Source organism: Sellimonas catena (assembly GCF_027924685.1).
In the GTDB taxonomy this organism is placed as follows: Bacteria; Bacillota; Clostridia; order Lachnospirales; family Lachnospiraceae; genus Sellimonas; species Sellimonas catena.
In genome coordinates this window covers 63,127-86,266 of record NZ_BSBO01000008.1, presented here as the reverse complement: position 1 = coordinate 86,266, position 23,140 = coordinate 63,127, and the positions used below count along the sequence as shown (strand labels likewise).

Here is a 23,140-nt window from a genome sequence, read left to right as displayed (position 1 = left end):
CTATTCCTCCATCCAACTTCAAATCTTACTTCAATCGGATATAATCATTTTTTGAAACTTCCTGGATCCATCCATTCATCTCCAGATTCAACAGCGCTTCCATGATTTCACCTCTCGGAAGCGATAACTGATCCTCGATTTCCTGTATATTTTTAGGCTCCAAACTCAGAACACTATACAACAATTTTTCAGGACTTTCAAGCATTATTTCATTTTCGTTTGAATTTTTAACCGGATTTTTACAGAATTCTATGAGTGATTTCTGCAATTTATACGGCAAATCACAAAGGAATTCCTCCGGTGAAACCAAAATACCAGCGCCCTGCCGGATCAGCTGGTGGCACCCCCGGCTCAAGTCACTGGTCACAGGCCCCGGAAGGGCATATACGTCTTTTCCCTGTTCCAGCGCAAAGTCAGCCGTGATTAAAGAGCCGCTCCTTTTTCTTGCCTCCATTACAAGAACCACATCGGCAAGCCCGCTGATGATCCTGTTCCTTGGAGGAAAATTACGGGCAAGCGGCGGTGTTCCAGGCGGATATTCCGAGAGGATCCTTCCGTCTTCCCAAAGTCTCTGATAAAGCCTTTGATTGTCTTTCGGGTAACAGACATCCACTCCGGAACCAAGCACTGCACAATGCCCTTTCCCTTCCAGCAGCGCTCCTTCCAGTCCTGCAGCATCGATTCCTCTTGCCATGCCGCTGATGATGTTCATTCCGGCTTTTGCCAGTTCTCTCCCATACTCATATGTCATCTGCCTGCCGTATGCGCTTGCCTCTCTTGCTCCTACAATTGCCGCAGTCACACCCTCAAAGGCAAAACATTCCTTCCCGGCTCCGAACAGTGCATAGGGTGGCTGCGCGATCCGGGAAAGCTTTTCCGGATAGGCACTGTCTGTCCAGTATGTAAGCTTGATCCCCTTTTTCCTGGCCTTTTCCCAGACTCTTTTCCGTTCATCCAGAACTGCCTCCTTCTGATGCTCTTTGAGAGCTACTTTCTCCTTTTCCGTTAAAAACCAGCATGATTTCCGTCCTGTTTCTTCTATATAATAGACTGCTTTCGCACAGCCGAATGTCTCCTGCAGGAGTCTTTTTTTGGAAGATGAAATTCCCTGGATACATGCCAGCCAGAATACAAACTCCTCTTCTTTACTCATCTTTTCTGATTCCCCCATATTGTCTGGTCTACCATCCGGTAACTGATTGCTTCCGCAAGATGATTCGTACGGATCTGTCCGCTTCCTTCCAGATCCGCAATGGTCCGCGCTACTTTCAGTGTCTTGTAGTAGGTGCGGGCTGTCAGATTCAGGCGTTCAAACGCGCGTTCAATCATCTGCTTCTCTTTTTCTTCTAAACAGCAGAATTCCTCGATTTCCTTCCGTCCCATTCTGCTGTTTGTCAACATCTCCCTTTCCCGATACCTTTTCTTCTGGATTTTCCTGGCCCGAAGCACTCTTTCCCGGATTGTTCCGGAAGATTCTTCCTGCTTTTCGCATGTCAGCTCCCCGTAGGAAATTTTCGGCGTCTCGATACAAATATCCATCCTGTCCAAAAACGGCTGACTGACCTTGCCAAGATACCGGTGAATCTCGCCGGGTGTACAGCGGCAGCGCTCCAGATCCGGATAGTTCCCGCACGGACACGGGTTCATAGCTGCAGCAACCAGTACATCCGCCGGAAAGATGTAAGTGCCTTTTTTTCTTGTTATCCGTACCTGCTTTGTCTCCAGAGGCTCTCTCAGCGCATCCAGCACCGTTCTCTGATACTCGGAAAGCTCATCCAGAAAAAGAATTCCCCCATGGGCAAGGCTTAATTCTCCCGGTGTCGGATATCTGCCGCCTCCAAGAAGTGCTGCTTTTGTTACCGTATGGTGGACTTCCCGGTACGGCGGCCGGATAAGCAGCGGCTGCGCTTCATCTAAAAGTCCTGCTGCACTGTAGATCGTCGTTACCTCCATCCCGGTCCTGGCGTCCAGATCCGGCAAAATGGTCTGAAGCCGCTGTGCCGCCATGGTTTTTCCCGAACCCGGCGGGCCAAGATATAAAATGTTATGACCTCCTGCGGCAGCCACTTCCGAAGCTCGTTTCAGACCACTTTGACCCTTTATATCCGCAAAGTCAAGCTCACTTTTGTCTTTGTCACGCACTTTTGCCGCCTGCTGCCTTCTGACCGGCCGTTCCCCTGTTTCAAGAAAATTCCATACTTCGGAAAGCGTGGCGGCTCCAACCACCTCGATTCCCGAAACCAGCTTCCCTTCTGTCTCATTTTCCCACGGTACGACACAGATCTCGTATCCATTTTCTCTGGCATAAGAAACAATCGGCAGGATACCTCTTACCTTCCGTATTCTGGCATCCAGGCTCAGTTCTCCAATGAAAAGGACCCTCTTTTCACACCGGTCCATAATACTCCCCGCCGACAAAGCAAGGGCCACCGCAATCGGAAGATCAAATGAGGCACCTGTCTTTCGAATGTCTGCCGGCGACAGGTTGACCACCATCCTCTGGGGCTGCAGACGCGCCCTTGTATGGCGGATCGCTGTCCGGACACGTTCTCCAGCCTCTTTTACTTCGGACGAAAGATACCCTACCATGTGAAAAACCGGAAGGCCGCTCCCTGTATCAGCCTCCACGCAGACTTCTCTCACCGTCAGTCCATCCATCACTGCTGATTTTACCATTGCAAATCCCATATTTCTTTTTCTGATTTTCCCGTTGAAATACCCAGGTGAATCCCTGTTTCTGCCGGAACCGGCATGTGAATTTTCAGATCTTTGCTTTCATGGTAGTCCCTTCGTCCCTAAATGTCAATTCTTATTTTGGAAAAGCACAAAAAATCCTGCATTCTCATAAACTGATAGCAAACATGTTAAGAGGTGCGTATTCCCTTGAAATCATTTCCACAGCCCCTCACTGCCGACGAAGAACAGTATTATATGCAGAAGTATACAGAGGGAGATCTGGAAGCAAAATACATCCTGATTGAACATAATCTGCGCCTTGTAGCACATGTGGTCAAAAAATACCAGCATCTTTCCGAAGATACCGAGGACCTGATCTCCATCGGAACCATCGGACTGATCAAAGCTGTCATGACATTCAATCCGGACAAAGGCGTACGTCTTGCCACCTATGCCGCCCGCTGTATTGAAAATGAACTTTTGATGCTGATGCGCTCCCGGAAAAAAGTATCCGGGGAGGTTTCCCTCTACGAACCCATCGGAACTGACAAGGAGGGAAACGAAATCCGTCTTTTTGACATTATGGAATCCGAGGCACGGGAAGTGGATGAGCAGATCACACTCCAGGATGATATTGGAAAACTATATCAAAAAGTAGAATCCGAACTTTCTCAAAGAGAACGTCTGGTGCTGAAACTTCGTTACGGTCTCTACAACGAGGAAATCCTGACACAGCGTGAAATCGCGAAAAGGCTTGGCATCTCCAGATCCTACGTCTCCCGGATTGAGAAGAGCGCTATCGAAAAACTCCGTCTCTTCTTTGAGGATTAAAAAAACACGGCGTTTTCTGCCGTGTTTTACATACTATGTCTTCTTTATTCTTCTTTTTTCCTCAGAAGGTCGTATCTGGATGCTTCCCTGTCAAGCTTCACCCACAAAAGCTGTCTGGCGTGCGGGGCAGATTCCTGACTTTGCATTTCGCTGTCATAGATTGCAAGGACTTTCGTCTTCACATCGCTTCCATCCGGCTTCATGATCTCAATCTCCTCACCTACAGAGAATTTATTTTTCTGTTCCAGCCGGATGAGACCGTCCTTTATCTCGTCTACAATACCAAGATACGTATAATTTTTCAGATAGGTATTGTTATCGTAAATCTGCGCCTCTTCATTCGGCTTTCCGAAGAAGAAGCCTGTTGTAAATTTGCGGTAGGTACAGTTTGCGATCTGCTCTTTGTACCAGTCCATATGTTCCTCGTAAAGCTCCGGGCTCTCCTGATAGTCATCGATCGCTTTCCGGTAGGTCCGTGCCACAGTGGCTACATAGAGAGCCGTCTTCATTCTTCCCTCGATTTTGAAACTGTCGATCCCGGCTTCCATCAATTCCGGAATGTGCTCAATCATGCACAGATCCTTGGAATTAAAAATGTAGGTTCCACGTTCATTTTCATAAACCGGCATGTATTCGCCCGGTCTTGTCTCTTCCATGATGGAATATTTCCATCTGCACGGATGGGTGCATGCCCCCTGATTCGCGTCCCGGCCGGTAAAATAATTGCTCAGAAGGCAGCGGCCGGAATAGGAAATACACATTGCCCCGTGAATAAATGTTTCGATCTCAAGGTCATCCGGAATGTGCTCACGGATCTCCCGGATTTCATCCAAAGACAACTCTCTTGCCGTCACAACCCTCTCCGCTCCCTGGTGATGCCAGAAGAGGTAGGTACCATAGTTTGTATTGTTCGCCTGTGTACTGATATGGCGCGGAATCTCAGGACAGACCTCCTTTGCGATCTCAAACACTCCCGGATCTGCAATGATCAGTGCATCCGGTCCAATTTCCTTTAATTCCTGAAAATATGCCCGTACGCCCTCAAGGTCTGCATTGTGCGCAAGAATATTGGCTGTCACATAGACTTTCACCTGATGTTCATGCGCAAAGGCAATTCCTTCTTTCATGTCTTCCATGGAAAAATTTTTCGCTTTCGCACGAAGGCCAAAGGCCTCTCCACCGATATATACGGCATCTGCCCCGAAAATCACTGCGGTTTTCAGCACTTCCAGGCTGCTCGCCGGCACTAATAATTCCGGATGACGCATTTTTGTTCACTCCTTCTTTACACTGACAGACGCCCCGTCCCCGATTGGCACGACAGCTGTCTCCAGTCTTTCGTCATGTTTTAAAAGATAGAGATACTCTCTCATTCTACTGTGGATCGTCCGGTCACGCCGCTCCACAGCAAACCGGGATTCCATAATTCCGCCGTCCTGAAGGACATTGTCCGAGATCAGCATCCCGTCCTTGTTTAAAAGCCGCATCACTTCCGGAAAATAGGCAATATACTGTGCCTTCGCTGCGTCGACAAAGATCATGTCATACGGTTCTTCCAGTGTCTTTAAGATCTCCATCGCATCCCCTTTCAGAAGATGAATCTGCTCTTCTTTTCCGGCTCTTTTGATATTTTCTTCAGCTTTCTGAATCCGCTTTTCATAATTTTCGATCGTATCGATTCTGCATCCGTTTCCAGCATACTCGCTCATGAGCAGTGCCGAAAACCCGACCGCGGCACCGATCTCCAGAATCCGTTCTGGCCTTTTCAAAAGCAGAAGCACTTTTAAAAAGCTCTGCATTTCCTTTCTGATAATCGGAACCCGCTCTTTAAGTGCTTCCTGCTCAATCATTTCCAGTATTTCGCTGTTTCGTGTTTCCAGTGAACGGATGTAATCTACGATCCTCTCATCCACTATCATCCGTTTTGTCCCTTTCCCGCCTATACATTGACGTCCATAATGATCGGAAGAATCATCGGTCTTCTCTTTGTTCTCTTCCAGATAAACTCATTCATGGTATCACGGATTACAAGTTTGATTTTGCTCCAGTCTGCGTTACGGCTGCTTAAGCATCCCTCCAGAGCGACACCAAGCACCTCTTTCGCCTCTTCCATCAGCCCTTCGGATTCCCGTACATAGACAAATCCGCGGGACACAATATCCGGTCCGGCCAGCAGCTGGTTTGTTCCTTTTGCAAGGGTCAGAACAACGATCAGGATTCCGTCCTCTGCCAGATGCTGGCGGTCTCTTAACACAATATTTCCCACATCGCCGACGCCAAGTCCATCGACAAGGATCGCTCCCGTCTGCACATGGTCAGCAATCTTTGCACCCTTGTCATCCAGCTCCAGCACGTCTCCGGCATGGAGAATGAAAATGTTTTCCTTCGGAATTCCAAGCTGCTCCGCAATCCCTGCATTTGCTTTCATATGGCGGTACTCTCCATGTACCGGAATCGCATATTTCGGCTTCACAAGAGAATAGATCAGTTTCAGTTCTTCCTGGCAGGCATGTCCGGATACATGGGCATCCTGGAAGATCACATTTGCCCCTTTTGCAGAGAGCTCATTGATCACTCTCGATACAGACTTCTCATTTCCCGGGATCGGGTTGGAACTGAAAATAACCGTATCTCCCGGCATAATGGTCACTTTTTTATGAATATCCGCTGCCATGCGGGAAAGTGCCGCCATGGACTCTCCCTGGCTTCCTGTCGTAATCAGAACCGTCTTCTCCGGAGGATAGTTTTTCAGCTTGTCAATCTCGATCAGTGTATTCTTTGGAATGTCCAGATATCCCAGTTCCGCGGCGGTAGAGATGATATTGACCATGCTCCGTCCTTCCACGACAACTTTTCTGCCATATTTGTAAGCAGAGTTGATAATCTGCTGCACACGGTCCACGTTCGATGCAAACGTCGCGATAATAATTCTCGTATTAGTGTGCTCCGCAAAAATATGGTCAAATGTCCGTCCGACCGTACGTTCAGACTGGGTAAATCCCGGCCGCTCCGCATTGGTGCTGTCCGACATCAGCGCCAGTACGCCTTTCTTTCCAATCTCGGCAAAGCGCTGCAGATCAATCGCGTCACCGAATACCGGCGTGTAATCCACCTTAAAGTCTCCCGTATGAACAACAATCCCCGCCGGTGAGTAAATGGCAAGCGCAGACGCATCCTGAATGCTGTGGTTTGTTTTGATAAATTCAATTCGGAATTTCCCGAGATTAATAGACTGGCCGTGGCGTACGACTTTCCGCTTCGTACTCCTCATCAGATTGTGTTCTTTTAACTTGTTTTCGATAATGCCCATCGTAAGTTTTGTCGTGTAAATTGGAAGATTAAGTTCTTTCAATACATACGGCAGCGCTCCGATATGGTCTTCATGTCCGTGGGTAATCACAAACCCTTTCACTTTTGAAATATTATCTCTTAAATAGGTGACATCCGGTATCACAAGATCAATTCCCAGCATGTCGTCCTCCGGGAATGCAAGACCGCAGTCTACCACAATAATACTGTCTTCATATTCGAAGGCAGTAATGTTCATTCCGATCTGCTCCAGTCCGCCTATCGGAATGATACGCAATTTTGAATTGTTCGTTTTTTTCAAATCTACACCTCCATGATTTTATTTTCCGTCCATTCATTCTCTGACTGGTAATAAGATCCGCAAAAAGCTACAGTTCGATCCCCACATCTTCCAGAAGTTCTTCAAACACTTTCGATACTGCCTGAAGTTCCACTTCGTCTTCTACGATCTCATACAGGGAGTCCTCCCCTTCGCTATTGCTTTTATCTTTTAAAATCAGACATTCCGCATCTCCCTCTTCTTTATCCGTCACAAGAATATAGGAAATTCCCCTGATTTTTGTCTGTTCCAAAACATAGAATGCTGCCGGCTGATCCGAACCTTCCGGCATAAACATAATTTTCTCCATTCTAAACTCCTCTCATACCAACGGAATCCAGATATCCCTGCAGTATGAAAACTGCTGCAATTTTATCTATATAGAGTTTCCTGTTTTCCCGGCGCACGCCGCTTTCCATCAGTACTTTCTCAGCAGAGACTGTCGTGAGCCTCTCATCCCATAATTCCACCTCAAGCCCGGTCCGTCTCTCAAGCATTTCCTTAAACGCGAGTGTCTTCTCGGCACGCTCTCCGATATCATTATTCATGTGTTTCGGGAATCCAAGCACAATTTTTTCCACCTTAAAATCTCCGGCAAGTGTCTCGATCCTCGCCAGTGTCTTTCTCAGCTTGTTCTCCTGCGTCCTAGTAATTGTTTCGACCCCCTGGGCAGTCAGACCTAAAGGATCGCTCACAGCGACTCCTACGGTCTTCGCGCCAAAGTCCAATCCCATTACTCTCATCGTTACTCCCAGCCATTGTGCTCAATATATGCTTTGAGCATCTCTTCGACCAGTTCATCTCGTTCCATCTTCATGACAAGACTTCTTGCACCGTTATGGCTTGTGATATAAGTCGGGTCTCCGGACATGATATAACCAACCATCTGGTTGACCGGATTGTATCCTTTCTCACGCAAAGCCTTATAAACGATCTCAAGAATATCCTTTGCCTGAATCTGCGGGCCCTGGCCCACCTGGAAAAACTGTGTGTTTGATAAATCTTTCATCGTTGCGACCTCCAATACTACTACTCTATTCTAATATAATCCCATCTAAAATTCAATCCATAATTTGAGAATGATTCTCAATAGTCATTTCCAGAATCTGATTTTCCCTCGTATTATCAGCCTTTACCGCAACTTTTACATATTCTTTTGTAAGGCCCGTCCGGTAAAGGACCCCGTCTTTTTCAAAGGTTTCCTCCAGAAGGACTTCTACCTGCTTTCCGATCATCTGATCTTCAAACTCTTTCTTTTTCTTTTTACAGAGATCAAGCAGGATCTGGCTTCTTTCCGCCTTTTTCTGTTCCGGCACCTGGTCCGGCATGGACGCCGCCTTTGTACCGTTTCTTCTGGAGTACTTAAACACATGAGTCTCATAAAATCCGACTTTTTCAATAAACGCCCTGGTCGTCTCGAACTCCTCCTGCGTCTCTCCCGGGAAGCCTACAATAACATCCGTTGTAATCGCCGGATGCTCAAAATACGTTCTTAAAATACCGCATTTTTCATAGTATTCTCTGCTCGTATAGTGTCTGTTCATTCTCTTTAGCGTTGCATCGCAGCCGCTCTGCATGGACAGATGGAAATGCGGGCAGACCTTTGGAAGCTTTGCAAGTTCTTTTGCGAATTTTTCTGTAATAATTCTCGGCTCGATCGAGCTTAAGCGTATTCTCCTGATTCCTTCTACTTTATGGATCTGCTGAATCAGGTAGAGAAGATCTTTTTTTTCTCCCTCCATAGTCACCCAGGAATCCAGATCCATCTTCGGATTCACAAAATCCACCCCGTAGGAACTTGCATGAATTCCGGTCAGAACTACTTCCTGATAGCCGGCATCCGCAAGCCGTTCCACTTCTTTTACGATTTCCTCCGGTTGTCTGCTGCGGATCCTGCCCCGCACATACGGGATAATACAGTACGTGCAGAACTGGTTGCATCCGTCCTGAATCTTGATGTAGGCTCTCGTATGGTCTCCGGCTGAATCCACGTAGAGTTCTTCAAACTCGCCGGTATGATTGATATCAATCACCGCCTTTATATCCTCATGCTGTTCATGTGCATGGAGAAGGCTGATCAGATTCTTTTTCTGATTGTTCCCGATCAGAATGTCGATTCCCTCAATCGCCTGTCCCGCTTCTTCCTGTGCCTGGACGTAGCATCCTGCCGCCACTATCACCGCCTCCGGATTCAGCTTTCTTGCACGGTGGAGCATCTGTCTGGATTTTCTGTCAGCAATATTTGTCACTGTGCAGGTATTGATTACATAAACATCCGCCTTCTCATGAAAAGGGACAATCTCATATCCATCTTCTTCAAGAAGTTTCTGCATGGCCTCTGTCTCATATCCGTTTACTTTGCATCCGAGATTATGAAGTGCCGCTTTTTTCATTTTTTCCTCAGTCCTTTTCTAAAATTTTATAAAATATGACGAAATTTCTTCCATTTCTTTGGCAAGTTGTTTCTTGACTTTTTAATTGTACTATCATAAGATATTGATATAAACAAAGAGAGAGGAGTGTGTTTCCAATGAAAACAGTAAAGATTTCATTAAACTCGATTGACAAAGTAAAATCATTTGTAAACGACATTACAAAATTTGATTACGATTTCGATTTAGTATCCGGCAGATACGTAATCGACGCAAAGTCCATTATGGGTATCTTCAGCCTGGATTTATCTAAACCGATTGATTTAAACATTCACGCTGATGCTGGCGTTGATGAAGTTTTAGAAGTTTTAAAACCTTATCTTGTTTAGATGAAATCGAATCCCCCACGTTGAGCGCGGGGGATTTTTTTATTCCATAAGAGAGTCAAAAGGACCCTCATTCACTCTGGAAACTTTTCCAATTCTCCTATGCTTCCACATCGATGACTTCTGTTGTGTCAAGCGCTTCCTGTACGAGACGGTCAATATCTTCCGACAGCCTTGTCTCAGAACGCTTGATCACATCCAATTTCGGCCTGGTCACCGGATGCTTTGCGACAAAGATCGTACAGCAGTCTTCGTACGGAAGAATCGAAGTCTCATAAGTATCAATCTTTTCTGAAATCTCTACGATTTCCTGCTTGTCAAATCCGATCAATGGGCGGTATACCGGAAGGGTACATACTTCATTTGTCACAAGAAGACTTTGCATCGTCTGACTTGCAACCTGTCCGATACTTTCCCCTGTGATCAGTCCCAGACAGCCATTTTCCTTTGCAATCGTCTCGGCAATCCGCATCATATATCTTCTCATAATGATCGTCAGCTCATCATGAGGACATTTATCATAGATGTAAAGCTGAATATCTGTAAAGTTGACAACATGGAGCCGGATCGGTCCGGTGTAAGCCGCCACCTTCTTTGCAAGATCCACTACCTTCTGTTTTGCCCGCTCGCTTGTGTACGGAGGTGCATGGAAATAAACCGCCTCAAGACCGACGCCTCTTTTTGCTACCATATAACCTGCAACCGGGCTGTCAATTCCTCCCGAGAGGAGCAGCATGGCACTGCCGTTTGTTCCGATCGGCATTCCGCCAGGCCCCGGTATGATGTGGGAATAAATATAAACCTCTTCCCGTACCTCCACGTTCAGGAGCACATCCGGATTGTGAACGTCCACCCGCATCTCCGGAAACGCATCCAGGATCGCTTCTCCCAGATCACAGTTCATCTCCATGGAGTTGACCGGGTAGGTCTTCTTTGCGCGCCTCGACTCCACTTTAAATGTCAGATTTTTGTCCGGATATGCTTCGTCCATGTATGCCACTACATCTTTTTTCAATTCTTCAAACTCTTTGACCTCTGTCCGGACAACCGGGCAGATGCCGACAATCCCGAATACCTTTTTCAGGCTCTCAACGGTCTCATCAAAGTCATAATATCCGTCGCAGTCCACATAAATGCGCCCCTGACATTTATGCACACGGAATGTTCCTTCTGTGTTGCGAAGAGCAAAGCGGATCTGACGCACCAGTGCGTCTTCAAACATGTAACGGTTCTTCCCTTTGATCGCAATCTCTCCGTATTTTATCAAAAACGTCTGAAATGTCATTTCTTTCTCCTTTATCTCCGTCTGTATCTTCTGAGCATCGGTATACAATTATATAATGTTTTCAGCGTATAGTCAATTTCTTCTTCTGTTGTAAATTCCGAAAGACTGAACCGCAGTGTCGCATCCAGATATTCACGCTCCACACCGATTCCCTTTAACACCCCGCTGATACCAGGATGATTTGAAGAACAGGCCGAGCCTGACGATACATAGATTCCTTTTTCTTCCAGTGTATGAAGCAGTACTTCACTCCGAATTCCGGCAATTCCGACACTGACAATATGCGGAGCGCTTGTTTCATCCGGCAGTCCGTGTACAGACACATGGTCCACCTGCCTGATTCCTTCTATGAAACGCTCTTTCAGTTTCCGCATCCGCGCCGTCTTTTCTTCCAGATCCGAATAAATCATTTTTGCAGCCAGAGCAAATCCCGCGATTCCCGGCACATTTTCCGTTCCGGACCGGATATTTTTCTGCTGTTCCCCTCCGAACACAATCGGACGGATTTTCACCTTGTCGCTGATATAAAGCGCTCCCATTCCTTTCGGTCCGTGAATCTTGTGGCTGCTGACTGTCAGGAGGTCGATTCCTTCTCTTTTTGGAAAAATTCTGTACTTTCCAAATCCCTGTACGGCATCCGAGTGGAAAATAATCTCCCTGTTGTATGCCTTCACAATGCCGGCCGCCTCCTTGACCGGCTGAACAGATCCGACCTCATTGTTTACATACATGATGGAAACAAGAATCGTCTCCTTGCAGAGTGCTTCCCGGAGCGCGGAGAGCTTCACTCTGCCGTACTGGTCCACCGGCAGGTAGGTGACCCGGAATCCTTCCTCGTCTTCCAGATACCGCATCGTATTTAAAATGGCCGGGTGTTCAATCGCCGTTGTAATCAGGTGGTTACCGCGTCTTTTGTATGCCCGTGCCGTCCCGATCAGCGCAAGATTATCGCTTTCTGTCCCTCCAGAAGTGAAGAAAATCTCCTTTTCCTGGACTTTCAGGATTTTCGCGAAAGTCTCCCTCGCGCTGCGGACATACTGCTCTGCTTCCATCCCTTTCCGGTGCAGGGATGACGGGTTTCCATAGTCCTCACACATCACCTTCCGGACCAGATCGCCGACCGCGTCAAATGCTTTTGTTGTTGCCGAATTGTCCAAATATACTTCCATCAGATCTTACCTTTCCGCCTTTTTTATTACCATATGATTTCTTCCGGATCTTGACACCGGTTTTATTCTTCCATCAGATACGAGAGAACAGAAAGTACAAATAGTCCCGCCGTCTCGGTACGCAGGATCCGTTTACCAAGTGTAATCGGAGCCGCCCCGGCCTCCGCCGCGGCTTTTTCTACTTCTTCCACTTCAAATCCGCCTTCTGGTCCGATAAAAATCCCTGCAGATTCTCCCTTTTTCAGTGACTGAAGCTGTTTTCTCGTCTCTTCCATTCCTTCGGCAAGCTCATACGGTATGAATACATGATCCAGTGTCCTGCCAAAGGCAAGTGCCTCCGAAAAGCTCATTACATCGTGAACCTCCGGTATCACTCCGCGTCCCGCCTGTTTTGCGGCGCTCTCGGCGATTGCCTGCCAGCGGTCCGTCTTCTTTTTTGCTTTCTTCGCGTCAAGCTTTACGACCGCCCTGCGGGTAGCCATCGGAACAATCTCGGATACACCAAGCTCCACAGCCTTCTGCACAATCCAGTCCATCTTGTCGCTTTTTGGCAGCCCCTGAAACAGGACAGTCCGGCAGGCCGGCTCCGTATCTGTATGATAAACCTCCAGGATCCCGGCCTGAACGGTATCCGCAGTCATTTCCCGGATCTCACACAAATATTTTTTATTATTGCCGTCGCTGATTTCAAGCTGTTCGCCCTTCTTCATGCGCAGCACATTCCGGATATGGTTCACATCGCTTCCGGTAATCGTAATCTCTTCTTCCTCCACCTGTTCCGGTGTCACAAAAAAATGCTGCATGCTGGTTACTCTCCCGCCTTTTCCAGCGGTTTTCTCGCTGTGACGCAGACCCATTCTCCCTGACAGGTTACATCAAGAAGTTCCAGTCCTGCATCACTTACCGCCTGCTTTACAACTTCTTCCTTGTCATCAATGATGCCGCTTGTAATATAAATTCCGCCCGGTTTCAGCTGGTTTACAATCACCGGAGTCAGGGCGACAAGGACATCCGCAAGAATATTTGCCGCAACAATATCGTATTTTTCATATCCGACACGGTCCTGAATTTCTTTATCATCGATGATATTTCCGATCATGACCTCATAGCGATCTTTTGACACCCCGTTTTCTTTCATGTTTTCGTGAGTGGCGTCAATCGCGCACGGATCCAGATCCGTTCCTACGGAATAGTCTGCGCCAAATTTCAGTGCCAGCATGCCGAGAATTCCGCTTCCGCATCCTACATCCAGAATTCGTGTGGTATCTGTCACATACTTTTTAATCTGCCGGATGCACAGCTGTGTTGTCTCATGCATCCCGGTTCCAAACGCGGTTCCCGGATCGATATGGATAATCATCTTTCCTTCATCTTCCGGCTTTACGTCTTCCCAGGACGGAATAATCAGGATATCATCCACGTAAAACTGATGGAAATACTGTTTCCAGTTATTGACCCAGTCCACATCCTCGGTCTGGGATTCCTCGATCGTGCAAGGTCCCAGATCCATGAATTCTCTCATTTCGTCCAGTTCATTTCTGACTTTCTCAAGAACTGCTTCTTTGTCCTCGCTCTCTTCCAGATAAAAACTTAAATACGCCACGCCGTCATCCAGTGCGGTCTCCGGCAGAATGTCAACAAACATCTGCTCCTTTTCTTTCTGTGTAAGCGGAACCTTGTCCTCGATCTCCACGCCCTCGATTCCGATGTCCGTAAGAATACTACTGACAACATCCTCCGCCTGAGTTGTCGTCTGTAGTCTGAATTTATTCCATTTCATTTGATTTTTGTCTCCTTTTTTGCTCTTGCGTTTTCCATCCTGCGTTTCAGTTTCAGCCAGGCAAGAAGCAGAATGGCCGCATGATCAGATGCCACATGGCCGCGGTCCCGGATGACAGTCTCTTCTTTTCGGATCAATTCCCCGGTTTCCCGGAGACAGACCAAAGGTTTCAACAGAAGCTTCCGTTCCGGATTAGAAAGCTCCATCGCATAGAAGCTCCCTTCTTCTGTCTCTTTTTCGCTGACATCAATTGTAAACCAGGCCGCATCCTTCGCATCATCGCCTGCCTGTGCTTTCACATCTTCCAGCCGGACAAGAGCCATAAATGCAGTAGTGATCACTCTCGCTCTCGGGTCTCTTCTGACATCCCCGAAGGCCCGGATCTGCTCTGTCTCGACTCCTTCAATATGTGTCTCTTCATAAAGTTCCCGTTTTGCGGATTCTTCCAGATCTTCATAAAGATCGATAAACCCGCCAGGCAGTGCCCAGTCTCCGATACTCGGATGATTCTTTCTCCGGATCAGGAGGACTTTCAGGTCCTCTGCCCGATCCGGTTCTGTTCCGGAATACCCGAATACTGCCATGTCCACCGTACAGCATGGATTTTTGTATTTGTAAGGATCATACTTTTCCAGAAACGCTTCCAGTGATTCTCCCTTTTCGTTTCTGCTTCCATCTCCGCGGAATGCTTCGATGTCTTCAAAAAAAGCCGGCATCTGTTCACCTACTTTCGTTTATTTACACCCTTCTCCTACCATGATATCGATAATTTCGACATTGGTCTCCCTCATGCCTTCTTTTCCAAGACGTCCGATATTCTTGATCGTCTCATCAACGCCTTTCGTCACGATACCATCGCCTGCATAGAACTGCTGTCCGCATTTGTACATATTATATCCAAGAATTCCCGCCTCCACGGAGGACGCAATCTTTGCCGCGCAGGATGCCTTTGCTCCGTCACAGACAATTCCGGATACGATTGCAAGTGCGTTGACTACCGTATGCGCAATTTCTTCATATCCGCCTCCATGCAGATAGGCGATTCCGGCTCCTGCCGCCGCACCTGCGCAGACTGCCCCACAGTATGCGGACAATCTTCCGATTCCGGTCTTCTGATGGATTGCCACAAGGTTTGACAACGTCAGTGCCCGGTACAGCTTTTCCTCCCCGGAATTCAGTTCTTTAGCATATTCAATCACCGGAAGAGAGCAGGTCATTCCCTGATTGCCGCTTCCTGAATTAATGATTACCGGAAGTTCACATCCGTTCATTCTCGCGTCAGATCCTGCTGCTGCCATCGCTTTTGCCCGGACACGAATATTGTCCCCTTCCATTTCGAGAAGAACACTTCCGATATTTGCACCATAGTTTCCTTTTAATCCCTCCTGTGCAATCGCCGTATTATACCGGATCTGGCGTCCGATCACTTCTCTGACATCTTCGATGTCCACGGTTTCTGCAAAATCCAGAATATCTTTCATATTCAAAAGAGAACGGTCCGTCAGTCCCTCTTCTTTCTCGCCTTCTACCTTTTCCTCAAAAAGTACCTGTCCGTCTTTTTCAATCAGTACGATGTTTGTATGATAGTTCGCGATCCGTACTGTCGCGCTGGATTCCCCTTTTGTCTCTGTTACAATGATGTCAAAAGTGATGCCGTTATCCACGTATTCTACGGAAATATCCGTGTTCTTAAGGAAGTCTTTCATCTCCTCAATCTGTTCTTGTGATACTTCTGCGATGACTTCCAGTTCTTTTTCCGGTTTTCCTGCAATGATTCCGGCTGCCGCTGCCGCCGGGATTCCTTTGAGATGATCTGTGTTCGGTACAATGACCGATTTTACATTTTTAATAATACTTCCGCTTGCGCCGATCTTCACTGTATCCGGTTTTACCCCAAGGACTTCTCTTGCCTTCGCTGCCGCATAGGCCAGTGCGATCGGCTCCGTACATCCCATTGCCGGTACCAGCTCTTCCTTTAAAATCTGCACATACGCTCCATACTTTACATTCTCTTTTTTCATCGTCTCATCCTCTCTTTTCTTATGTTTTATGCTTTCCCCAGCAGGTAGTCAATAAACTGCTGTGCTGTTCTTCCTGATCTGCCGCCGTGGGTCATCTCCCATTGATTTGCCTGCAGCAGAAGTTCGTTTTCCTCCATCTGAATGCCGTTACGCTTCGCAAGTTCGAGAACAATATTCTGGAACTCCTTCTTATCCGGACCGACAAAAAAGATTGATACCCCAAATCTTGCCACAAGGGACAGCTTCTCCTGTACCGTATCCGATGTGTGAAGATCATCATCTCTTCTGTCATTTTTATCGCTCCACTGTTCCCGTACCAGATGTCTTCTGTTGGATGTGGCATAGATCAGAACGTTATCCGGCTTACGCTCCAGACCGCCTTCAATCACCGCTTTCAGATATTTATATTCAATCTCAAATTCTTCGAAAGAAAGATCATCCATGTAAATGATAAACTTGTAATTCCTGTTTTTGATCTGGGCAATGATATCATTGAGATCCTGGAACTGGTGCTTGTACACTTCGATCATACGCAGTCCTTCTTCATAGTACTGGTTCAGAATTGCCTTGATGGAAGTGGACTTTCCGGTTCCCGCGTCCCCAAACAGCAGGCAGTTATTCGCCTTTCTTCCCCGTACAAAAGCCTCTGTATTTTCAATCAGCTTCTTCTTTGGGATCTCATATCCTACCAGATCATCCAGTCTGACATGGGCAATCTTGGTAATCGGAACAATCCTGGCACCCCCTTCAGTATGTTCGACCCGAAAAGCCTTGTGAAGCCCGAATTTCCCTACCCCGAACTCCTTGTAAAACTGGGTCATGACTGTTTTAAATTCTTCCGGCGAAGAAGTCCCTGCAAGGTGGACAGCCAACGTGCAGATCCGGTCTCTTACCCTACGGTTGTAGACATGTCCTTCCTGCCTCGTTCCCTGATAGTCAAATAAAATCCTGTGGGCTTTCGTGCCTAGTTTCTCACCGAGCCCCTTTACATCATAGTCAAACAGCTCCTTCATAATCGCGAAATCATGCAGCGCCACGTCATTGACACTTCCCTCAACCGCTCCCCGGATCTCGCAGGCTGTGCTGTAGGCATTTTCGTCGTTAACGAGCAGAAATGTCAGATAGGTATGCCACAGATTTCCCTCCAGACCATGCTGTTCCGAAAGCTCAAGGATCTTATTGACACATTCAAAGAACAGATTTTTCAGATCCTCCGGATTATAATAATCACTTCCCGCATGCTCCATCAGAAAAGTCATATCCTGGAGAATCCGACCATATTCCATATTTCTGTAAATCATCAGTTCGTTTGTATGCATCTTCTCTTCCTTCTTTTCTGTTTTCTAGTAGTTCCCCAGTATTTTCATGCTCTTCGTCTCTTCACGCAGTCCCCGGATCGCGTTTTTCACGCCTCCGTCTGCCAGATTCCCCTCAAAGTCCACGAAAAAGCGGTATTCCCAAGGCCTGTCCTCGATCGGCCGTGATTCGATCTTTGTCATATTGAGATCGTTGTAGATAAAGTGGGACATTATCTGATAAAGCGAGCCGCTCTCGTGCGGAAGTTCAAAACAGATACTGATCTTGTCCGCATGCTCCAGAAAAATCTTCTGGTTGGTCACAATAATAAAGCGGGTGGAATTATGACGGTTGTCGTTGACCTGCTCCCGCAGAATTTCCAGTCCGTACAAAGAAGCCGCGTAGGCGCTGCAGATTGCCGCATGGTGCACATCCTGCTCCTCCACAATCTTGCGTGCCGCAACCGCAGTATTCGGTACGCTGATCTTCTCCATTGCAGGATGGTCATACAGATATTTCTCACACTGCATCAGCCCCTGCGGATGGGAATAGACTCTTGTGATCTCATCCTCTTTGCTCCCCTTCAGTCCCGCAAGTACATGGCTGACCGGAAGCACGGTCTCTCCCACGATATAATTTTCATATTCTACAAGCAGATCGTATACCTCATTCACTGCGCCTGCTGAAGAATTCTCAATCGGGAGCACGGCAAAATCCGCTGCTCCATCCTCGATGGCGTCCATCGCATCTTTCCAGGTACGTACATGATAACTGTTGACTTCATCTCCGAAATACTGCTTCAGCGCCGCCTCACTGTAGGCTCCCTCCACTCCCTGGAATACAATCCGTGAATTCTTTACATCCAGCTCTTTTACTTCTATAAACGGAAGTCTCCCCGTTGTCCCGCAGGCGGAAAGTTTCTGATATTGAAGTTTCCTGCTGACCGACATCAGAAGGGTAAACAGCTCCTGTACTCCTTTCTTGTTGTACGCATGCTCCACCCGGGATGCTGCTTTTAGCAGCTTCTCCTGCTCCCTTGCCCGGTCATAGACTTTTCTTCCATTTTCAATCTTATAGTCTGCAACTAAAGAACAGACTTCCATCCGTTTTTCAAATAAAGCGATGATCTGCTCATCAAGACAATCCAGCTCACCGCGCAGTTCCTCTAACGATGCCATCTGCTTCCTCCTTCGCTTAAACTCTTCCATATTATAATACATTTCTTCTGCAAAATCTACGTTCATATTTGAATTGGCTGTTGAAAACAAGATCAATTTATTATATATTATTAGGAGAGCTAGGTAGCAAGAGGAGGATGTTATATGAGACACTTAATGAGTCCGCTGGACTTTTCCGTGGAAGAACTGGACAAGCTTTTAGATCTTGCCAATGATATTGAAAATAATCCAGCGAAATATGCACATGCCTGTGCAGGAAAAAAATTAGCAACATTGTTTTATGAGCCAAGTACCCGTACCCGTTTAAGTCATGAAGCTGCCATGTTAAACCTGGGCGGAAGTGTTCTTGGCTTTTCTTCTGCCGATTCGAGTTCCGCTGCAAAGGGGGAAAGTGTATCGGACACGATTCGGACTGTGGCATGCTATGCTGACATCGTTGCGATGCGTCATCCAAAGGAAGGCGCTCCGATGGTAGCCGCTGCCCATTCTTCTATTCCGATTATCAATGCCGGTGACGGGGGACACCAGCATCCGACCCAGACGCTGACGGACCTTCTGACGATCCGTTCTTTAAAAGGGCGTCTTAACAACCTGACAATCGGTCTTTGCGGAGATCTGAAGTTCGGGCGTACTGTTCATTCTCTGATTCAGGCACTTGTCCGTTATGACAATCTGAACTTTGTACTGATCTCCCCTGAGGAGCTGCGTCTTCCAACCTACATCCGCCACGATGTACTGAGACGCAACAATGTCCCATACAAAGAGGTTGTCCGTATGGAAGAAGCACTTCCGGATCTGGACATCCTTTACATGACCCGTGTTCAGAAAGAACGTTTCTTCAACGAGGAAGACTATGTCCGTATGAAAGACTTCTACATTCTGGACAAGAAAAAGATGGAACTTGCCAGCAAGGATATGCTTGTGCTCCACCCGCTCCCGAGAGTAAATGAGATCTCCGTGGAAGTGGATGACGATCCACGCGCCGTTTATTTCAAGCAGGCCAAATACGGTGTTTATGTACGGATGGCACTGATTCTTACTCTTCTCGACATCCATGTCGACTGATCTGCAAATCTGGAAAGGAGCTAATTATGGTTAAAAATACATTGAATATCGGAAGAATCTCCGAAGGCTTTGTACTGGATCATATCCAGGCAGGAAAAAGTATGGATATTTACAAATATCTGCGTCTCGACAAGCTGGACTGCTGTGTCGCGATTATCAAGAACGCAAAAAGCAACAAGATGGGGAAGAAGGACATCATCAAGATTGAGTGTCCGCTGGAGATGATCGATCTGGACATCCTTGGTTTCATCGATCACAATATTACGGTAAACATCATTGAGAATGAAAAAATTGTAGATAAAATGTCTCTGAAGCTTCCGAAAAAAATCACCAATGTGATCCGCTGCAAGAATCCGCGCTGCATCACTTCCATCGAGCAGGAGCTGGATCATGTATTTATTCTGACGGATCCGGAACGTGAAGAGTACCGCTGCAAATACTGCGAAGAAAAGTATCATAGAAAATAAACTGCCGGGAGGGCTGATGCCCTCCCGGTTCTTTTTATCCATATTTTAGGTGTGCGTGTTAAAATGCCACGTTTTGTTGCATATCTTGACTTTCTTTTTTCCTCCCTTTTTATATAAAGGTTATGTAAGCTTCCGGCCAACCAAGGAGGAAACAAAGATGACAACATCAAATATGGAAGAAAAATTAAGTATCTTTCTGAAAAGCATCGGAATTTCAGGGAGATACAAAGGCTTTTACTATCTGAAGGAGGCCGTCTTTCTTGTAATGGAAGACGAGCATTGTCTGTGTAACATCCAAAAGGAAATCTACCGGCCGATTGCCGAAATGTATCACGTCTCTGTCCCAAGTATCGCGAGGGCGATCCGCACTGTCTGCCAGATAGCGGCCGCCAACGAAGCGCAGCTCCGGGCCTTCTTTCCCGGATTTCTTTCTCACGGTACTCTTTACCCAAAAGAACTGATTGAAATGGCAGCTGATTATCTGCGCTATCAATAAAAACTGCTGTCGCATAAACGGAATCTATCATTCTGCCGGAAAGCTTATAAAAAGGGTGCGGTTTAAGCACCGCACCCTTTTTTTGCTTTCTGTATAAACGGCAGGCAAGACGATAAGCCGGGTTATGTCTTGAACAGTCATCTATCTAGCTCCTGCGTCGCCGCGGGAGTCCATCAACCCACCTAAAACACGACGGGCCGCCGTATCGTTTTCATTCGGTCTTTCTTCGGATGGGGTTTACATGTGCCTCTTCTGTTACCAGAAAAGCGGTAGTCTCTTACACTGCCTTTCCACCCTTACCGCATAAGCGGCGGTTTATTTCTGTTGCACTATCCTTGGAGTCGCCTCCACCGGACGTTATCCGGCATCCTGCCCTGTGAAGCCCGGACTTTCCTCGTCTGCACCCTTTCGGGATTCGCAGCCGCGACTGTTTATCTTACCTGCACCTGTAATACAATATCACACTTGGCCTTCACTTGCAAGTCCTTCATCAACGATCCGGTCCTCACCGTCCGCTGCCGTTGTCGCAAGTTCGTCACATCGTTCATTCTGCGGGTGGCCGTCATGCCCTTTTACCCAGATCAATGTCATCTTGTGCGGCTTTGCCGCCTCCAAAAGCCGTTTCCAGAGATCGATGTTTTTGACCGGCTCATTTTTCCCTCGCTTCCAGCCCTTCCGGATCCAGTTGTCAATCCAGTGCTGATTAAACGCATCCACTACATATTTGGAATCCGAATAGATTTCCACTTCACAGGGCCTGTTCAGCGCTTCCAGTCCGGCAATGACTGCCATCAGCTCCATCCGGTTGTTAGTTGTCTTTTCATACCCCTGGGAAAGCTCCCGTATATGGGTCTGTCCTTTCGGATCGGTATAGGAGAGAATCGTTCCATATCCTCCCGGTCCGTCCGGATTTCCTCTTGCCGCACCGTCCGTATAGATTTTTACAAGCATTGTTATTCTCCCTTCCGTTCCTTGATCTCCACAGTCTGTCCTTCCTCCCATACGCGGTGAATCCGGTTCCGGTAGCCCGAGGAAATTTCTGAAGTCAGCAGACGGTCTGTCAGCCCATAATCCTTCCACATGTGCATCGGGAAGACATGCTCTGCCCTCACATTTCTCATGAAATAATCAATGCCGGAAAATGCCGCTCCGCCCTGTCTTGGATCCAGAACGACAAACGCCAGATCGATCTTCTTTCGTGCAAGCTTTTTGATTTCCTTCTGGTAATTTTTACGCATACTGCGGTTATAGTCAATACTCTCGCCTTCCCAGTGCCACCAGTTCAGATCACCTGCATGATAAATTCTCTTGTCACGGAAGGCAACGAGAAAAGCAACGCCTTCATCCGTAGAACGAAGCGTCTCTATTTTCAGCGTTCCGATCTTTATTTTTTTATCCGGAGGCAGAAAAATCCGGTTGGGAGCAGGATCCGCCTCCACGTCATCCGACAGAATGTACTGGATCTTCGGATGCTCTTTCTCCCACTCAAAAATTACCGGATTGAAGTGGTCGCTGTGGCGGTGGCTCACAAAAACATACATCTGTTTATCGGCCTCTGTCTCAGGCAGCTTCCCCTTATAGTAATCAAAAACATACATTGCACGTTCATCTTCTACTGTAAATCCACTGTGATACAGATAAGTGACTTTCATTTGGGTCTTTTCTCTCCTTTCAGCATGTCCTGTATCTTTTTTCGTATCTGTTTTACCTTTCTGTGGTCGCTTCCGTCCCCTGCAATTCCGATTACAATCTCCTCATCCCGCAGTACAGACGGGAAGAAGAAATCACACATGGAAGCGTCCGATGCGTTATTCACCAGAATTCCTTTTCCCCTGCATATCTGAACAATCTCTGCGTTTGTTTCGTTTTCATCCGTTGCCGCAAACACAAGAAACTCCCGACCGGTCAGCACATCCTTTTCAAACCGCCTGCTCTCGTACCGGACCTTTCCGTCCAGAATCCATCCTCTGAGAGGATCTTTCAGCTCATCCTCTCTTTCCGGAGCGCACATCCGGATGCTGCAGCCAAAAGGAAGAAGGATGCCGGCTCTCCGGACCGCGATATTCCCGGCGCCGACAATCAGGATCTCTCTGCCGCACAGACTCAAAAAGAGCGGAAACCGCGGATATTTTTCCCTGCTCATTTGATCCTGATCCCGATCCCTGCCATGACACGGTAGACTTCCCCGGCCTCTTTTGCCAGCCGGCATCCGACACGTCCTGCAGCCTCTCTCCATGCCCGCTCCTCCCGGTCCGTCGGAACAATCCCGTTTCCGATTTCATCCATCAGAACAACTGCATCCGGATGACTCTCAATAAACTGCCCGGTGTACGCTGCTGGATCCCTGTTCTCCCGGATGCACTGTAAAATCTGTTCTTCAAAATGTACGATGATCTCCCGGTCCGGGTACTGTGCTCTGGCATACTCTGTCTTTCCCTGAAAGCTTCCGCCCGTAATCATTATCATATCCGCTCTCCTTCTTTCTCTAAC

Annotated in this window: 26 protein-coding genes and 1 other RNA gene; 5 read left to right on the top strand and 22 right to left on the bottom strand. The window is 47.4% G+C overall.

All coding sequences use genetic code 11. The annotated features are described in order from the left end of the window. Nucleotides 1-25: 25 nt before the first annotated feature. The gene (dprA, locus tag Selli1_RS05440; RefSeq protein ID WP_281872445.1) at nt 26-1,153 is read right to left on the bottom strand and encodes a DNA-processing protein DprA; all 1,128 of its coding nucleotides are present in this window, start codon (nt 1,151-1,153) and stop codon (nt 26-28) included. Then, nucleotides 1,150-2,688, bottom strand: coding sequence for a YifB family Mg chelatase-like AAA ATPase (locus Selli1_RS05435; RefSeq protein WP_281872444.1), 1,539 nt, complete (start codon nt 2,686-2,688; stop codon nt 1,150-1,152). Before Selli1_RS05435 ends, dprA begins: the two co-directional genes overlap by 4 nt. 195 nt (nt 2,689-2,883) lie before the next feature. Here Selli1_RS05435 and sigK point away from each other — a divergent pair, with 195 nt between their 5' ends. Then, nucleotides 2,884-3,507, top strand: coding sequence for an RNA polymerase sporulation sigma factor SigK (sigK, locus tag Selli1_RS05430; RefSeq protein WP_087168204.1), 624 nt, complete (start codon nt 2,884-2,886; stop codon nt 3,505-3,507). 44 nt (nt 3,508-3,551) lie between these two features. On the opposite strand, the gene Selli1_RS05425 is transcribed toward sigK, so the two are convergent. The 7 genes from Selli1_RS05425 to mtaB form a co-directional block, all read right to left on the bottom strand. Beyond that, a complete protein-coding gene (locus Selli1_RS05425; protein WP_087168205.1) occupies nt 3,552-4,775 on the bottom strand; it encodes a peptidase U32 family protein in 1,224 nt (407 codons plus the stop codon). 6 nt (nt 4,776-4,781) lie between these two features. Beyond that, entirely contained in the window at nt 4,782-5,426 is a 645-nt protein-coding gene (locus tag Selli1_RS05420; RefSeq protein ID WP_087168206.1) for an O-methyltransferase, read from the bottom strand. Nucleotides 5,427-5,446: 20 nt separating this feature from the next. Further along, nucleotides 5,447-7,117, bottom strand: coding sequence for a ribonuclease J (locus tag Selli1_RS05415; RefSeq protein WP_087252767.1), 1,671 nt, complete (start codon nt 7,115-7,117; stop codon nt 5,447-5,449). Between the two features lie 67 nt (nt 7,118-7,184). After that, nucleotides 7,185-7,445 (bottom strand): DUF1292 domain-containing protein, encoded by a 261-nt coding sequence (locus tag Selli1_RS05410; protein ID WP_087168208.1) that lies wholly within the window; start codon nt 7,443-7,445, stop codon nt 7,185-7,187. A gap of 1 nt (nt 7,446) precedes the next feature. Beyond that, nucleotides 7,447-7,878 (bottom strand): Holliday junction resolvase RuvX, encoded by a 432-nt coding sequence (gene ruvX, locus Selli1_RS05405; protein WP_087168209.1) that lies wholly within the window; start codon nt 7,876-7,878, stop codon nt 7,447-7,449. A gap of 2 nt (nt 7,879-7,880) precedes the next feature. Continuing rightward, nucleotides 7,881-8,144 carry an IreB family regulatory phosphoprotein gene (locus Selli1_RS05400; protein ID WP_087168210.1) on the bottom strand — a complete coding sequence of 88 codons (264 nt, stop codon included), beginning with the start codon at nt 8,142-8,144 and terminating at the stop codon, nt 7,881-7,883. A 52-nt stretch (nt 8,145-8,196) separates the two neighbouring features. Beyond that, nucleotides 8,197-9,528, bottom strand: coding sequence for a tRNA (N(6)-L-threonylcarbamoyladenosine(37)-C(2))-methylthiotransferase MtaB (gene mtaB, locus Selli1_RS05395; RefSeq protein ID WP_087168211.1), 1,332 nt, complete (start codon nt 9,526-9,528; stop codon nt 8,197-8,199). Between the two features lie 137 nt (nt 9,529-9,665). Here mtaB and Selli1_RS05390 point away from each other — a divergent pair, with 137 nt between their 5' ends. Next, nucleotides 9,666-9,896 (top strand): HPr family phosphocarrier protein, encoded by a 231-nt coding sequence (locus Selli1_RS05390; protein ID WP_087168212.1) that lies wholly within the window; start codon nt 9,666-9,668, stop codon nt 9,894-9,896. Between the two features lie 97 nt (nt 9,897-9,993). Here the strand turns inward: Selli1_RS05390 and thiI are convergent, their stop codons facing one another. The 8 genes from thiI to pheA form a co-directional block, all read right to left on the bottom strand. After that, a complete protein-coding gene (thiI, locus tag Selli1_RS05385) occupies nt 9,994-11,178 on the bottom strand; it encodes a tRNA uracil 4-sulfurtransferase ThiI (protein ID WP_138372446.1) in 1,185 nt (394 codons plus the stop codon). A gap of 11 nt (nt 11,179-11,189) precedes the next feature. Further along, nucleotides 11,190-12,347: a cysteine desulfurase family protein gene (locus Selli1_RS05380; protein ID WP_281872443.1), complete on the bottom strand. Its 1,158-nt coding sequence runs from the start codon at nt 12,345-12,347 to the stop codon at nt 11,190-11,192. Nucleotides 12,348-12,409: 62 nt separating this feature from the next. Continuing rightward, complete coding sequence (locus Selli1_RS05375; protein WP_191433471.1) at nt 12,410-13,150, bottom strand: 16S rRNA (uracil(1498)-N(3))-methyltransferase; 741 nt, start codon at nt 13,148-13,150, stop codon at nt 12,410-12,412. Nucleotides 13,151-13,155: 5 nt separating this feature from the next. Then, complete coding sequence (gene prmA / locus Selli1_RS05370) at nt 13,156-14,127, bottom strand: 50S ribosomal protein L11 methyltransferase (RefSeq protein WP_281872442.1); 972 nt, start codon at nt 14,125-14,127, stop codon at nt 13,156-13,158. Further along, on the bottom strand, nt 14,124-14,843 hold the full coding sequence (locus Selli1_RS05365; RefSeq protein ID WP_087168217.1) for an NUDIX domain-containing protein: 720 nt from the start codon (nt 14,841-14,843) through the stop codon (nt 14,124-14,126). Before Selli1_RS05365 ends, prmA begins: the two co-directional genes overlap by 4 nt. An 18-nt stretch (nt 14,844-14,861) precedes the next feature. Then, entirely contained in the window at nt 14,862-16,148 is a 1,287-nt protein-coding gene (locus Selli1_RS05360) for an L-cysteine desulfidase family protein (RefSeq protein ID WP_281872441.1), read from the bottom strand. Between the two features lie 26 nt (nt 16,149-16,174). Further along, nucleotides 16,175-17,467, bottom strand: coding sequence for an ATP-binding protein (locus Selli1_RS05355; RefSeq protein WP_191426715.1), 1,293 nt, complete (start codon nt 17,465-17,467; stop codon nt 16,175-16,177). 24 nt (nt 17,468-17,491) lie between these two features. After that, nucleotides 17,492-18,622: a prephenate dehydratase gene (gene pheA / locus Selli1_RS05350; protein ID WP_281872440.1), complete on the bottom strand. Its 1,131-nt coding sequence runs from the start codon at nt 18,620-18,622 to the stop codon at nt 17,492-17,494. Between the two features lie 144 nt (nt 18,623-18,766). Between pheA and pyrB the strand changes: the two genes are divergently transcribed. The 3 genes from pyrB (at nt 18,767) to Selli1_RS05335 (ending at nt 20,650) form a co-directional block, all read left to right on the top strand. Continuing rightward, nucleotides 18,767-19,687: an aspartate carbamoyltransferase gene (pyrB, locus tag Selli1_RS05345; protein ID WP_087168221.1), complete on the top strand. Its 921-nt coding sequence runs from the start codon at nt 18,767-18,769 to the stop codon at nt 19,685-19,687. Nucleotides 19,688-19,713: 26 nt separating this feature from the next. Beyond that, nucleotides 19,714-20,154 (top strand): aspartate carbamoyltransferase regulatory subunit, encoded by a 441-nt coding sequence (locus Selli1_RS05340; RefSeq protein WP_087168222.1) that lies wholly within the window; start codon nt 19,714-19,716, stop codon nt 20,152-20,154. Nucleotides 20,155-20,311: 157 nt separating this feature from the next. Continuing rightward, entirely contained in the window at nt 20,312-20,650 is a 339-nt protein-coding gene (locus tag Selli1_RS05335; RefSeq protein WP_087168223.1) for a sporulation initiation factor Spo0A C-terminal domain-containing protein, read from the top strand. Nucleotides 20,651-20,747: 97 nt separating this feature from the next. Here the strand turns inward: Selli1_RS05335 and rnpB are convergent. From rnpB to Selli1_RS05310, 5 genes are all read right to left on the bottom strand, one after another. Further along, nucleotides 20,748-21,093, bottom strand: an RNA gene (gene rnpB, locus Selli1_RS05330) — RNase P RNA component class A. 16 nt (nt 21,094-21,109) lie between these two features. Further along, nucleotides 21,110-21,601, bottom strand: a complete 492-nt coding sequence (rnhA, locus tag Selli1_RS05325; protein WP_087168224.1) for a ribonuclease HI — start codon at nt 21,599-21,601, stop codon at nt 21,110-21,112. A 2-nt stretch (nt 21,602-21,603) separates the two neighbouring features. Further along, entirely contained in the window at nt 21,604-22,302 is a 699-nt protein-coding gene (locus Selli1_RS05320; RefSeq protein WP_087168225.1) for an MBL fold metallo-hydrolase, read from the bottom strand. Beyond that, a complete protein-coding gene (locus tag Selli1_RS05315) occupies nt 22,299-22,793 on the bottom strand; it encodes a precorrin-2 dehydrogenase/sirohydrochlorin ferrochelatase family protein (RefSeq protein WP_281872439.1) in 495 nt (164 codons plus the stop codon). Before Selli1_RS05315 ends, Selli1_RS05320 begins: the two co-directional genes overlap by 4 nt. After that, nucleotides 22,790-23,116 (bottom strand): bifunctional adenosylcobinamide kinase/adenosylcobinamide-phosphate guanylyltransferase, encoded by a 327-nt coding sequence (locus Selli1_RS05310; protein ID WP_281872438.1) that lies wholly within the window; start codon nt 23,114-23,116, stop codon nt 22,790-22,792. Before Selli1_RS05310 ends, Selli1_RS05315 begins: the two co-directional genes overlap by 4 nt. Between the last annotated feature and the right edge of the window lie 24 nt (nt 23,117-23,140).